The following is a 12,900-nucleotide window of genomic DNA, read 5'->3' as shown; positions in this document are numbered from 1 at the left end:
TACCTGGACGCCCGCCACGGCTGGTCCACCCCCGTGTACCCCCACCCGGACCTCCAGGAGATCCTCGCCGAGACCCGCGGCGTGGCCGTCTACCACGAGCAGATCATGCGCATCATGGACCGCATGACCGGCTGCGGACTCGGACAGGCGGACGTCTGGCGGCGGCTGCTCGGATCCCCCGGGGAGGAACCCGTGGAGACCGCGTTCCGGGACGGCGCCCGCGCTCGCGGCTTCTCCCCGGACGTGGTGGACAGCGTGTGGCAGACCCTCCACGCCTTCGGCAGCTTCGGCTTCTGCAAGGCCCACGGCGTGGCCTTCGCGGTGCCCACCTACCAGTCCGCGTGGCTGAAGACGCACCACCCGGAAGCCTTCATGGCCGGGGTGTGGGAGCACGACCCCGGGATGTACCCCGCGCGGCTGCTCGTGGGGGAAGCCCGGCGCATGGGGATCCCCGTGCTCGGCCCGGACGTCAACCGCAGCGGCGAGCACCACCGGGTGGAGGCCGTCACCCCCCGCCCCGGAACGATGGTGTCCGGGGACCTGGACGCCGGGATCCCCCACACCCAGGACGGCGCCTGGGGGATCCGCATGTCCCTCGCCACCATCACCGGCATCAGCGCCGCGGAGGTCGAGCGGCTCCTCGCCGGGCAGCCCTACGCCACGCTCGCCGAGGTCCGGGTGCGGGCCCGGCCCTCCCGGCGCTCCCTGCAGCGCCTCGCCACGGCCGGGGCCCTGGACGGGCTGCTGCGCGGGGCCGGGGCCCGCGCCTCCCGCACGGACGTGGTCCGCTTCCTCACCGAGCGGGCGGAGCAGCCCGCGAGCGGACGGGGCGGCCGTGCGCAGCCGGGGGAGGGCCAGCTCGCGCTGCCCCTGGGGGACGTGGACCTGACCTCCGTGCCCGCGCGGCTCCCCGAGCCGACCTCCCAGGAACGGGTCCGAGCGGAGATGGAGACCATGAACATCGAGGTCAGCGCCCACCTCATGGACTCCCACTCCGAGCTCGTGCGTGCCTACCGGGCCACCCGCGCGGAGGACCTGCTGGGGCTGCGCAGCGGCAGCGAGGTGGTGGTGGCCGGTGTCCGGGTCTCCACCATGACACCGCCCATGCGCAGCGGCCGGCGCGTGGTCTTCATCTCCCTGGACGACGGCTCGGGAGCCGTGGACTGCACGTTCTTCGACGAGGCCCAGGAGGCCTCGGGAGAGGTGCTCTTCGCTCCCACGCTGCTGCTGGTCCACGGCCACACCCGCCGCACCGGTCCGCGCGGGATCGGCATCCAGGCCGCCCGGGCGTGGGACCTCTCCCGCCCGGAGACCCTCCCGGACCCGCGCACCCTGCTGGGCTCCCGGCCCTCGCCGTCCCGAGCGCCCGGCCGGCGGGGTTCCGAGACCGGGTCCTCTCCCGCGGGGCGCACGTGCTCCCGCGCGGGGAGCCATGGTGCGCCCCGCGCGGAGGCGGGCCACGGCGCCGCGGCCCGCGAGGGGGCGGGGTCCCGATGACACGGGAAGAGGGACACGGGGAGGGGATCTGCACGCGTGCGAGCCTGTGGAACACTGGGAGCCATGGCGAAGAACAGCGGCGGAGGGGATCTGCTGCCGTCCGTGGACCAGGTCACGGAAGAGGCAATCAACATCGGCTACCGCTTCGACCAGAAGCTGCAGCGCTGGCGCCAGGGCCGTGCCCTGCAGCGGGGGGACATCCCCACCATGCTCGCCTTCGACGGCTACGGCAGCCCGCGCTACGTCCGGGCCCTGGGGCGCGTCCTGCTCAAGACCCGCACCTACGTGGCGGACACCGACGACGCCGCGGAGTCCATCCGCGGGTGGCGCTCCTTCTCCTCCGTGCCCTACGCCTTCGCCCAGGTGAACGTGTGGCTCGGGGACCACGAGTTCCACTTCGTGGCGGACAAGGGCGGTGTGATCGACGTGGACCTCAACGTGTCCATGGCGCCGGGCATCCACACCATCTACATGCAGGCCGAGGGGTCAGAGGTCACGGAGGCCACGGTCACCGTGGTCTCGGACCAGCAGCACCTGGGTGTGGTGTGCGACGTGGACGACACCGTGATGGTCACCGCCCTGCCACGCCCCATGCTGGCCGCCTGGAACTCCTTCGTGGCCAACGAGCACGCCCGCATCCCCACCCCGGGAATGTCCACCATGATGGACCGGCTGCGGCGCAGGCATCCGCACGCGCCGTTCCTCTACCTGTCCACCGGCGCCTGGAACGTGGCACCCACCCTGCGCCGCTTCCTCACCCGCAACGCCTATCCTGCCGGTGCGCTCCTGCTGACCGACTGGGGGCCCACCACCGAGCGCTGGTTCCGCTCCGGCTCCCAGCACAAGGTGCAGAACCTGCAACGGCTGGCCCGCAACTTCCCCCACGTGAGGTGGATCCTCATCGGGGACGACGGCCAGCACGACCCGCAGATCTACGCGGGTTTCGCCGAGCGCTACCCGGACTCCGTGGCCGCCATCGTGATCCGCAACCTCTCTCCCACCGAGGCGGTGCTGGCCGCGGGCACCCGCGGGTCCGACGGGCACCGGGTCGCGGTTCCCGAGGGGGTGCTGTGGATCGAGGCCAACGACGGCGCCTCGATCTCGGACCAGCTCCGGGACGCCGGCCTGCTCTGAGCCCTCGTCCCGTCACGGCCGGGGACGGGGGAGGGCCACGCCCGAAAAAGATTTCGGGTGACGTGGGGAACTCCTCTTATCCACACCACCGTGCCCTGAACCGCGGAAGCACGCGGGGTTGCCCCGCACGGTCCTGTGGACAACAGGGGGAAAACACGCCCACCCCTGTGGAACACGCAACCACATCATGTTGGGTGCCCTGTGCTCCTGCGCCACTAGATGTAGTATTGACGCAGTTGTTCAATCACCTGGCGCACCACCCGGACCGTGACCCCCTGGGCCCCGGAGGCGTCGGAGAATCGGTACTTCCCGCAAGGAGAATGGGCTATGTCAGTCACCGTGTATTCCAAGCCGTCGTGCGTCCAGTGCAACGCCACCTACCGCGCCCTCACCAAGAAGGGCATCGACTACACGGTGGTGGACGTCACCGAGGACACCACCGCGTACGACCACGTGGTGGGCCTGGGCTACCAGCAGGTGCCCGTGGTGGAGACCACCACCGAGCACTGGTCCGGCTTCCGCCCGGACAAGATCAACTCCCTGGCGCTGCTGCTCTCCGCCTGAGGCAGTTCCCCGCGGACCCCACGGTCCGTCCCCGGGCGGGCAGCTCCCCCGGCGCGCCGCGCAGTCCACGGCCGAGAACCGGTCGGCACCGGCGCACCAGGCGTCCACCGGCCACAGCACCACCTGTCCGGCCCGGCAGACGCACCACACCGCGGACATGCGCCACACCGCACGATCCACCACGAGTCGAAGTGAGCCGGTATGAGCGCCATCAGCTCGGTTCTCGCCCAGGCGAAGGAGCGGGAACTCCATCGCGCACCCGTCGTCGCGGGGGAGGATGCACCCCTGGTGGTGTACTTCTCCTCCGTCACGCGCAACACGGACCGTTTCATCGCCAAGCTGCCGGTGAGATCCGTCCGGTTGCCCCTCCGCACCACCGACCCCGTTCCCCGCATCACCGAGCCGTACGTCCTGGCCGTGCCCAGCTACGGACGGCCCGGGGGAGCGGGGTCAGTCCCCCCTCAAGTCGTCAAGTTCCTGAACGACCCCTCGTCGCGGCAGCACCTGCTCGGTGTGATCGGCGCTGGCAACACCAACTTCGGCCCCCTGTTCTGCGTGGCGGCGGAGAAGGTGGCCGTCAAGTGCCAGGTGCCCCTGCTCTACAAGTTCGAGCTGATGGGCACGGACGAGGACGTCGAGAAAGTCACCCAAGGATTGGAAGAGTTTTGGCAAGCATCCATGCAACCCCGGGCGTGAGCATCGAGCCCGGTCACGAAGATCCCACGTGCCCCGAGAAGTACCGGGGCCTCGGCTACCACGAGCTCAACGCGCTGCTGAACCTCTACGACGCCGAGGGCAGGATCCAGTTCGAGGCGGACCAGCAGGCGGCCCGCCAGTACTTCCTCCAGCACGTGAACAAGAACACCGTGTTCTTCCACGACCTGGAGGAGAAGCTCAAGTACCTGGTGGACCACCAGTACTACGAGGCCGAGGTGCTGGAGAAGTACAGCTTCGAGTTCGTCAAGAAGCTCTCCAAGCAGGCCTACGGCTACAAGTTCCGCTTCCAGACGTTCCTGGGCGCGTTCAAGTTCTACACGTCCTACACGCTGAAGACCTTCGACGGCCAGCGCTACCTGGAGCGCTTCGAGGACCGCGTGGTCATGGTCTCCCTGTACCTCGCGGACGGGGACGAGGCCCTGGCCGAGCGCCTCGTGGCGGAGATCATCTCCGGCCGGTTCCAGCCGGCCACGCCCACGTTCCTCAACGCCGGCAAGAAGCAGCGCGGCGAGCTCGTCTCGTGCTTCCTGGTGCGCTTCGAGGACAACATGGAGTCGATCGGGCGCAACATCAACTCCGCGCTGCAGCTGTCCAAGCGCGGCGGCGGTGTGGCGTTCGCGCTCACCAACCTGCGCGAGTCCGGCGCTCCCATCAAGATGATCGAGAACCAGTCCTCGGGCGTGATCCCCGTGATGAAGCTGCTGGAGGACTCCTTCTCCTACGCGAACCAGCTGGGTGCCCGTCAGGGAGCCGGGGCCGTGTACCTGCACGCGCACCACCCGGACATCCTCAACTTCCTGGACACCAAGCGCGAGAACGCGGACGAGAAGATCCGCATCAAGACCCTCTCCCTGGGTGTGGTCATCCCGGACATCACGTTCGAGCTGGCCAAGAAGAACCAGGACATGTACCTGTTCTCCCCGTACGACGTGGAGCGCATCTACGGCATGCCCTTCGCGGACGTGAACGTGAGCGAGAAGTACCACGAGATGGTGGACGACTCCCGGATCGCGAAGACCAAGATCAACGCCCGTGAGTTCTTCCAGACCGTTGCGGAGGTGCAGTTCGAGTCCGGCTACCCGTACATCATGTTCGAGGACACGGTGAACCGGGCGAACCCCATCGACGGCAAGATCATCATGTCCAACCTGTGCTCCGAGATCCTCCAGGTCTCCGAGCCCTCCACGTACAACGAGGACCTGACCTACGCGGAGGTGGGCAAGGACATCTCGTGCAACCTGGGGTCCATGAACATCGCCATGGCCATGGAGTCCGAGGACTTCGGTGCGAGCATCGAGACCGCCATCCGCGGCCTGACCGCCGTCTCGGACATGTCCAACATCGACTCGGTGCCCTCCATCCGGCGCGGCAACCAGATGTCCCACGCCGTGGGCCTCGGGCAGATGAACCTGCACGGCTACCTCGCCAAGGAGCACATCTTCTACGGCTCGGAGGAGGGTGTGGACTTCACCGACATGTACTTCTACGCGGTGACCTACCACGCCATCCGCGCCTCCAACCGGATCGCGAAGGAGCGGGGGGAGTCCTTCGTGGGCTTCGAGAACTCGGACTACGCGAACGGCACGTTCTTCGACAAGTACACGGACCGGGTCTGGGAGCCCGCCACCGCGCGGGTCCGGGAGCTGTTCGAGCGGGCGGGCATCGCCCTGCCCACGGTCGAGGACTGGCGCGAGCTGCGCGAGAAGGTCATGGCGGACGGGATGTACAACCAGAACCTGCAGGCCGTACCACCCACCGGCTCCATCTCGTACATCAACAACTCCACGTCCTCGATCCACCCGATCGCCTCGCGCATCGAGATCCGCAAGGAGGGCAAGCTGGGCCGCGTGTACTACCCGGCGCCGTTCATGGACAACGAGAACCTGGAATACTTCCAGGACGCGTACGAGATCGGCTACGAGAAGATCATCGACACGTACGCCGCGGCCACGCAGCACGTGGACCAGGGGCTCTCGCTCACACTGTTCTTCAAGGACACCGCCACCACGCGGGACATCAACCGCGCTCAGATCTACGCGTGGCGCAAGGGCATCAAGACCATGTACTACTCGCGCATCCGCCAGCTCGCCCTGGAGGGCACCGAGGTGGAGGGCTGCGTGTCCTGCATGCTGTGACGCGCCGTCGTCGTCCCTGAGCGCAGGGGCACGACGACGCCGCGCGCCACACTGCGGGCACCTCGCCTTCGCATCGGCCCGGTCCGCTTCCTGCGCCCCCGGTGACCGTGCTCGGTGCTTGCGCCCGGTGCCCGCCCGGCCTGGCCGTCTCTGCCCCGTTCGACCCCTGGTCGGGCGGGGCAGACGTCGTCCGGAGCACCGTCGACCACGTCCACAACCGGCAGCCGGCTGCCACGCCCGGCCTGCGCCCCCATCATCAGGAGAACCTCCATGACCCAGGACCACAGCACCCCTGAGAACGCCCCGCGCTGGTTCGCCGCGCAGCAGATCCTCGACGCGGTGAGCCCCCGGCGGGCCAGGACGCTCCTCGAGGAGACCCTGGTGGGTGGCTTCCACCCCGGGGAGGACCCCGCCCGGGGCAACGTGACCGCCGGCCAGGGGCACATGCTGCTCATGCCGTCCGTGCTGGGAGCGTGGAGCGGGATCAAGGTTGCCACGGTTTCACCGGGGAACCCGGAACGTGGTCTGCCGCGCATCCAGGCCACCTACCTGCTCATGGACACACCCACGCTGAGCGTGCAGGCCGTCATGGAGGGCAACGCGCTCACCACGCTGCGCACGCCGGCCGTCTCCGCCCTCGCGGCGGACCACCTCGCGGCCCCGGATGCGCAGACGCTCATGGTGTTCGGCACCGGCCCGCAGGCGCTGTCCCACATCGAGGCGTTCGCGGACGTCCGGGACTTCTCGGAGGTGGTGGTGTGCGGTCGCAGCACCGAGAAGGTCGCGGCTGCGGTGGCGCACGCGCAACGGCTCGGACTGGCCGCGCGCGCCGGGACGGCGGAGGACGTCCGGGACGCGGACGTCGTCGTGTGCGCCACCTCCGCCGCAGAGCCCCTGTTCGACGGTGCGCTGGTCCGGGACGCGGCGTGCGTCGTCGCCATGGGATCCCACGAGCCGGACGCCCGGGAACTGGACGCCGCGCTGATGGGCCGGGCGCAGGTGGTCGTGGAGGACCGCGGCACGGCGCTGCGCGAGGCCGGGGACGTCGTGCAGGCCGTGGCGGAGGGCGCGCTCACCGAGGAGGACCTCGTGCCCCTCGCGGACGTGGTCACCGGCGCGGCCGCCATGGACCGCTCCCGGCCCCGTGTGTTCAAGTGCGTGGGCATGAGCTGGCAGGACCTCGCCGTCGCCGTGGGCGTGGTGGACGGCGCCGAGGCCTGATCTTCCTGCCTCCGGGGGCGCGACGGGTTTCCGCGCCGCGGCGCGAGGTCGCGGGGCGCACTGCCTTGGTCATGGGATGCAGTGCGGGGGCAGGCGAGGGAGAAGGACATGAGAAAAGGCCCCGGAACGTGAGTTCCGGGGCCTTGATCTGGTGCGCGATACTGGGATCGAACCAGTGACCTCTTCCGTGTCAGGGAAGCGCGCTACCGCTGCGCCAATCGCGCTCAATGTTCACGTATTGAACGGGTGGTTGCACCGAGGTGGAGACGGGATTCGAACCCGCGTTGACGGCTTTGCAGGCCGCTGCCTAACCACTCGGCCACCCCACCGGGGACCAGATCCTTGGAGGACAGGGTCTCAGATCTCGACCACGAGGTCGATAACTGCGAGCGGACGACGGGAGTCGAACCCGCGACCCTCACCATGGCAAGGTGATGCTCTACCAGCTGAGCTACGTCCGCATTGTCGGTCGATCGGAAACCTGTTTCGTTCTCCGTTCTTCCGAGCGGAAACTTTATCACAGGTCTTCGCGCTACCCGCCGTTCCGGCACCCGAACCGTTTCCGGTGCGGAGGCCGTCCCCTGCGGGGCGTTGCCAACGAGGAAGAACATTACCCATGCCCCCGGGTCCGGGCAAATCGGGCCGCCGTGAGGAGTGGTGCGAGGGGTGCGGGAACAGGCCGTGGCGGCTCCGACGGGCCCGGTGGCACATCCGGGCCGGGCCGATTTGCCGTTGCCGCGGGATGTGTTCTAGAGTTTTCAACGTTGCAAGCGCGATTGGCGCAGCGGTAGCGCGCTTCGTTCACACCGAAGAGGTCACTGGTTCGATCCCAGTATCGCGCACGGACGAACGAAGAACCCGGTCCCGGAAGGGGCCGGGTTTTTTCGTGCCCGCCCACGGAGCGGAAGGCTTCTGCGTGTCGGGGGCCCTTCCTACGCTGGGCCCATGACGCAACCCCGACTCGCACAGCAGACGCCCACCGGCCGCATGTACGCGCGCCGTGAGGGCGGGGACCTCGAGGTTCCGTCCATCACCACGATCATCGGCTGCGAGGCCAACGACCTCGGCGGCTGGTACGGGTACAGCGCAGCCCAGGCGCTGGCGAACGACCCCCAGCTGCCGGACGCGCTGCGGGACTCGCGGCGGCGTCGTTCCCTGGTCAACCACGCGGCCAAGGCCGCCGAGCGGCACCGCGACCAGGCGGCGCAGCGCGGGGACCGCGTCCACGACTACTGCGAGCAGCTTGCGCTGCGTGCCATGGGGGCGGCCCACGAGGTGGAGCGCGCCCGCGCCGATCTCACGGAGCACCACGAGGCACGCTTCGCGGACAGCGCGGACCAGTGGTGGGAGCTCTACCGGCCGGAGCCGCTGGCGGCGGAGATCACGGTGTGGAACTCCACCGTGGGCTACGCCGGCACCCTGGACCTCGTGGCGCGGATCGGCGGCAAGGTCTGCCTCATCGACTACAAGACGAAGGGCACGGACCGCTCCGGGCGTGTGAAGTCCCCGGACCCCAAGGTGGTCACCCAGCTGGTCGCGGGTCTCAAGGCGGAGGAGTCGCTCGTGGACGCCGCAGCGGGGCAGTGGGAGCCGTGGCGCTACGGGGACGCGGACGTGCTCATGGCCGTGGCGATCGGGGAGACGGAGGCGCTCACGGTCCAGGCCGTGTCCGAGCACCTGCCCGCCCACTGGTACAAGTTCTGCGCCCTGGCCAAGGTGTGGGCCCGGTCGGCGCAGCTGGAGTCCGCGGGGCCGCAGCTGCGCAGCATTGCCCCGCCGCCGCTCGAGGGCAGCCCCACGGGGCGCCTGGTGCCGGACTCCACTGTCACACTGCCGGTGGCCGGGCCCGCCGTAGACTGAGGACGATGCCGTCCCGGCCCACGAACCCACACGAGGAGAGCACCGCACGGTGAGTATTCTGCGCATCCGCACCATCGGGGACCCGGTCCTGCGGACCCCCGCCCAGGAGGTCACGGAGTTCGACGACTCCCTGCGAACCCTGGTGCGGGACATGTTCGAGACCATGTACGCCGTGGGAGGCGTCGGACTGGCCGCACCCCAGGTGGGGGTGGGTCTGCAGATCTTCACGTGGGGTGTCCACGGGGACGAGGGCCACGTGGTCAATCCCCGTCTGAGCGTGGGGGACGAACCCCAGGAGGGCGGCGAAGGCTGCCTCTCCGTCCCGGGCCTGTCCCACGAGACCCCGCGCAGGCACCGGGCGGTGCTCACCGGCGTGGACTCCCACGGCCGCCCCGTGCAACGGGAGGCCACGGGGCTGCTGGCCCGCTGCTTCCAGCACGAGATCGACCACCTGCACGGCATGCTCTACGTGGACCGTCTGGTGGGTGACGAGCGCAAGGACGCCCTGCGCAGGCTGCGCAGCCCCGAGTTTCGCGAGGCCGCGGCCAGGACGGAGAAGGAGCGGGACGAGCAGCGGCTCTCAGCGGCGTCGTCGCACGCCGCCGGCACCCAGGGCCCGTCGGCCCCGACCGCCCGCGGTGCACGAGGCCCGGTTCGCACGGGGGATTCCCCGGCGGCGGCCAGTTCCGCCTTCACCCGCCCCGCCGACGACGCTGCGTCCCGTCCCGTGCGCGCAGCAGGCTCCGCCTTCACCCGGGGAGGGGCACGATGACGCACGAACGACTGAAAATCGTCTACGCGGGCACGCCGGAGACGGCTGTGCCCCCGCTCGAGGCCCTGCACTCGGATCCGCGCTTCGAGATCGCCGCCGTGCTGACCCGCGAGGACGCCCCCGTGGGGCGCAAGAAAGTGCTCACGCCCTCCGCCGTGGCGCGCCGCGCGGAGGAGTTCGACCTGCCCGTGCTGCGGGCCAACCGTGTCACGGAGGACGTCCGGGCCGCGCTGCGTGGGACCGGTGCCCGCATCGGGGCGGTGGTGGCCTACGGCGCCCTGCTCCCGCGGCCGGCGCTGGAGGTCTTCGAGCACGGCTGGATCAACCTGCACTTCTCGCTGCTTCCGCAGTGGCGCGGGGCCGCGCCGGTGCAGCGCGCCCTGATGGCCGGCGACTCCGTGCTGGGAGCCACCACGTTCGTTCTGGACGAGGGCATGGACACCGGCCCCGTGGTGGGCACCCTCACGGACGAGGTGCGCCCGGAGGACACCGCGGGCACCGTCCTGGACCGGCTCGCGCACGAGGGCTCGCCGTTGCTCGCGGAGTCGCTGCTGGGCGTGGCCACCGGACAGGTGCAGCCCGTCCCGCAGCGGGGGGAGGCCACCGCCGCCCCCAAGCTCACGGGCGCGGAGGCTCGCATCACCTGGACGCACCCGGCCGTGGCCGTGGCGCACCACGTGCGCGGGGTGACCCCCGAACCGGGCGCCTGGACGGAGTACGAGGGGCAGCGCATCAAGGTGGAGCGCGTGGTCCCCGCCCCCGGAGTGACCGGACTGGCCGCCGGCCACGTGGAGATCCGCGGCAAGCAGGTCTTCGCGGGCACCGGCTCGTACGCCGTGGAGCTCACGCGCGTGCAGCCGGGCGGGAAGAAACCCATGGCGGTCCTGGACTGGGCCCGCGGACAGCAGCACAGGGAGCAGGTGGCCTTCGCATGAGCCGGGAGTACGACGATCATGGAGCAGCATCCGGTGACGACCGCAGGGGTCGACCGCAGGGCCAGCAGCAGCGCGGCCCCGGAGGCGGTGAACGTCGCGGCGGCAACGTGAGCGGCCGCGGCGGGGACCGGGGCCAGGGCCGCTCGCAGGACGGCTCCCGCCGCAACGCCCGGGGGCACGAGCGCAACCGCCGGGCCCAGCACGAGCGGTCGTACTCGACGCAGGCGCCGGGCCAGCGGCGTCGACGTTCGGACCCGGCGCGGCTCGCGGCCTTCGAGGCCCTGCGCGCGGTGAACTCCGAGGACGCCTACGGCAACCTCGTGCTCCCGTCCCTGGTGCGCGAGCACCGTCTGGACCGGCGCGACGCCGCGTTCGCCACGGAGCTCGCCTACGGCACCATGCGCTGGAGCGGCACGTGGGACGCCGTGCTCCAGACGTGCGTGGACCGCCCCCTCGACCAGCTGGACCCCGCGGTGCTGGACGCCCTGCGGCTGGGAACCCACCAGCTGCTGGCCATGCGCGTGCCAGACCACGCCGCGCTGGACGCCACCGTGGGCCTGGTCCGCGGGGAGGTCGGCCAGGGGCCGGCGGGACTCGTCAACGCGGTGCTGCGCAAGGTGGCGCGGCGCACCCAGGAGGAGTGGCTGGAGGACCTCGCCTCGCAGCAGCCGGACGAGTGGCGCGCCATGAGCGTCCGCCGTGCCCACCCCGTGTGGGAGATCCGGGCCATGCGGCGTGCCCTGCGTGCGAACGGACGCGATCCGGAGGAGATCACCGCCCTGCTGGACGCGGACAACGCCGCCCCGGACGTGCACCTCGTGGCGCTGCCGGGTCTGGGGTCCCTCGACCCCGTGCTGGAGGCCGGTGCCCACCCGGGCGATCTCGTGGCGGACAGCGCCGTGAGCGGCGGGGGAGACGTCCACCGCATCCCGGGCACACGGGAGGGCGTGGTGCGTGTGCAGGACGCGGGCTCCCAGCTCGTGGCCCGAGTGCTCGCCCAGGCGGCGGTTGCCGAGGACGCCGGCCGGTGGGCGGACCTGTGCGCGGGCCCGGGCGGCAAGGCCGCACTCCTCGCGGCGCTCGCCCACGAGCGGGGCGCCACGCTGCTGGCCAACGAGGTCAGCGAGCACCGCAGCGAGCTCGTGCGCCAGTCCCTGGCCCCCGTTCCGCGCGAGGCGTGGCGTGTGCGCACGGGAGACGCCCGGGAGGTCCCTGCCGAGCACGCGGGCGCCTTCGACCGTGTGCTCGTGGACGTCCCCTGCACCGGCCTGGGCGCCCTGCGACGGCGCCCCGAGGCGCGGTGGCGGCGCACGCCGTCGGACGTCGCGAACCTCGCGGACGTGCAGCGGGAGCTGCTGGACGCGGCGCTGGAGGCCACCCGCCCGGGCGGCGTGGTGGTCTACGCGACGTGCTCGCCGCACACCGCCGAGACCCACGACGTGCTGCAGGACGTCCGGGACCGGCGCGCGGACGTGGAGGTCCTGGACACCGCGGCCCTCGCGGAGCAGGCCGCCCTGCCCGGCGCGTTCCACGGCACCCGTGCCGCCGGGCTGGAGCTGCCCGGCGGTGGGAGCAGCGTGCAGCTGTGGCCGCACGTGCACGGCACGGACGCCATGTACATGGTGGCGCTGCGTCGGCGCGGCTGAGCACCTCCTGCCGCGCAGGCTGGCTCGCGGCCACCCGACCCCGCCCCCGACCGAGACACCACACCTGGAGGACCCCCATGACCCGCTGCGACATCCACCCGTCCATCCTCTCCGCGGACTTCGCCCGCCTGGGGGAGGAGCTGCAGCGCATCGAGAACGCGGATGCCGCGCACGTGGACGTGATGGACAACCACTTCGTCCCGAACCTCACCCTGGGGCTGCCCGTGGTGGAGAGCCTGCAGCGGGCGAGCCCCATCCCCCTGGACCTGCACCTGATGATCGAGGACCCGGACCGCTGGGCCCCGGCGTACGCGGAGGCCGGGTGCGCGTCCGTGACGTTCCACGCGGAAGCGGCCATGGCCCCCGTGAAGCTCGCCCGGGAGCTGCGGGCCGCCGGTGCGAAGGCCGGGCTCGCCTGG

11 protein-coding genes and 4 tRNA genes are annotated in these 12,900 nt (G+C 70.9%); 12 read left to right on the top strand and 3 right to left on the bottom strand.

The window, feature by feature from the left end:
- The 6 genes from CWC38_RS08470 to CWC38_RS08445 all read left to right on the top strand — a co-directional run.
- Positions 1-1,497 (top strand): helix-hairpin-helix domain-containing protein (locus CWC38_RS08470; protein ID WP_338067538.1); only part of this gene is annotated, 1,497 nt, incomplete at its 5' end.
- 63 nt (positions 1,498-1,560) lie between these two features.
- Positions 1,561-2,631, top strand: coding sequence for an App1 family protein phosphatidate phosphatase (locus CWC38_RS08465; RefSeq protein ID WP_121846331.1), 1,071 nt, complete (start codon positions 1,561-1,563; stop codon positions 2,629-2,631).
- A 327-nt stretch (positions 2,632-2,958) separates the two neighbouring features.
- A complete protein-coding gene (gene nrdH / locus CWC38_RS08460; protein WP_121846330.1) occupies positions 2,959-3,195 on the top strand; it encodes a glutaredoxin-like protein NrdH in 237 nt (78 codons plus the stop codon).
- A 201-nt stretch (positions 3,196-3,396) separates the two neighbouring features.
- Positions 3,397-3,891 (top strand): class Ib ribonucleoside-diphosphate reductase assembly flavoprotein NrdI, encoded by a 495-nt coding sequence (gene nrdI, locus CWC38_RS08455; protein ID WP_240625174.1) that lies wholly within the window; start codon positions 3,397-3,399, stop codon positions 3,889-3,891.
- Positions 3,888-6,047: a class 1b ribonucleoside-diphosphate reductase subunit alpha gene (nrdE, locus tag CWC38_RS08450; RefSeq protein WP_121846329.1), complete on the top strand. Its 2,160-nt coding sequence runs from the start codon at positions 3,888-3,890 to the stop codon at positions 6,045-6,047. The genes nrdI and nrdE overlap by 4 nt, the downstream gene beginning before the upstream one ends.
- 270 nt (positions 6,048-6,317) lie before the next feature.
- Positions 6,318-7,268 carry an ornithine cyclodeaminase family protein gene (locus CWC38_RS08445; RefSeq protein WP_121846328.1) on the top strand — a complete coding sequence of 317 codons (951 nt, stop codon included), beginning with the start codon at positions 6,318-6,320 and terminating at the stop codon, positions 7,266-7,268.
- A 149-nt stretch (positions 7,269-7,417) separates the two neighbouring features.
- On the opposite strand, the gene CWC38_RS08440 is transcribed toward CWC38_RS08445, so the two are convergent.
- The 3 genes from CWC38_RS08440 to CWC38_RS08430 all read right to left on the bottom strand — a co-directional run bounded on the left by CWC38_RS08440 (position 7,418) and on the right by CWC38_RS08430 (position 7,729).
- Positions 7,418-7,492 (bottom strand) — tRNA-Val (locus CWC38_RS08440).
- 34 nt (positions 7,493-7,526) lie between these two features.
- Positions 7,527-7,597: transfer RNA gene (locus CWC38_RS08435), tRNA-Cys, on the bottom strand.
- A gap of 59 nt (positions 7,598-7,656) precedes the next feature.
- Positions 7,657-7,729: transfer RNA gene (locus CWC38_RS08430), tRNA-Gly, on the bottom strand.
- A 309-nt stretch (positions 7,730-8,038) separates the two neighbouring features.
- Here CWC38_RS08430 and CWC38_RS08425 point away from each other — a divergent pair.
- The 6 genes from CWC38_RS08425 to CWC38_RS08400 form a co-directional block, all read left to right on the top strand.
- Positions 8,039-8,110: transfer RNA gene (locus CWC38_RS08425), tRNA-Val, on the top strand.
- Between the two features lie 103 nt (positions 8,111-8,213).
- Positions 8,214-9,128: a cytochrome gene (locus CWC38_RS08420; protein WP_121846327.1), complete on the top strand. Its 915-nt coding sequence runs from the start codon at positions 8,214-8,216 to the stop codon at positions 9,126-9,128.
- 49 nt (positions 9,129-9,177) lie between these two features.
- On the top strand, positions 9,178-9,900 hold the full coding sequence (def, locus tag CWC38_RS08415; RefSeq protein ID WP_121846326.1) for a peptide deformylase: 723 nt from the start codon (positions 9,178-9,180) through the stop codon (positions 9,898-9,900).
- An 11-nt stretch (positions 9,901-9,911) separates the two neighbouring features.
- Positions 9,912-10,835, top strand: coding sequence for a methionyl-tRNA formyltransferase (locus CWC38_RS08410; RefSeq protein WP_121846332.1), 924 nt, complete (start codon positions 9,912-9,914; stop codon positions 10,833-10,835).
- Complete coding sequence (locus CWC38_RS08405; RefSeq protein ID WP_121846325.1) at positions 10,832-12,481, top strand: RsmB/NOP family class I SAM-dependent RNA methyltransferase; 1,650 nt, start codon at positions 10,832-10,834, stop codon at positions 12,479-12,481. The genes CWC38_RS08410 and CWC38_RS08405 overlap by 4 nt, the downstream gene beginning before the upstream one ends.
- A 77-nt stretch (positions 12,482-12,558) precedes the next feature.
- Positions 12,559-12,900, top strand: a 342-nt coding sequence (locus CWC38_RS08400) for a beta/alpha barrel domain-containing protein (RefSeq protein ID WP_500683896.1), incomplete at its 3' end; no start/stop codon positions are given.

It is taken from the genome of Kocuria tytonicola, from assembly GCF_003687455.1.
GTDB lineage: Bacteria > Actinomycetota > Actinomycetes > Actinomycetales > Micrococcaceae > Kocuria > Kocuria tytonicola.
Note: the sequence above shows the minus strand (reverse complement) of the source record. Positions and strands in the feature narration are given on the sequence as shown.

What these genes read in the sequence shown, in the direction of transcription:
- CWC38_RS08465 (WP_121846331.1), top strand. Translation starts at nt 1,561, where the DNA reads ATGGCGAAGAACAGCGGCGGAGGGGATCTGCTGCCGTCCGTGGACCAG.
- nrdH (WP_121846330.1), top strand. Translation starts at nt 2,959, where the DNA reads ATGTCAGTCACCGTGTATTCCAAGCCGTCGTGCGTCCAGTGCAACGCC.
- nrdI (WP_240625174.1), top strand. Translation starts at nt 3,397, where the DNA reads ATGAGCGCCATCAGCTCGGTTCTCGCCCAGGCGAAGGAGCGGGAACTC.
- CWC38_RS08445 (WP_121846328.1), top strand. Translation starts at nt 6,318, where the DNA reads ATGACCCAGGACCACAGCACCCCTGAGAACGCCCCGCGCTGGTTCGCC.
- CWC38_RS08420 (WP_121846327.1), top strand. Translation starts at nt 8,214, where the DNA reads ATGACGCAACCCCGACTCGCACAGCAGACGCCCACCGGCCGCATGTAC.
- CWC38_RS08405 (WP_121846325.1), top strand. Translation starts at nt 10,832, where the DNA reads ATGAGCCGGGAGTACGACGATCATGGAGCAGCATCCGGTGACGACCGC.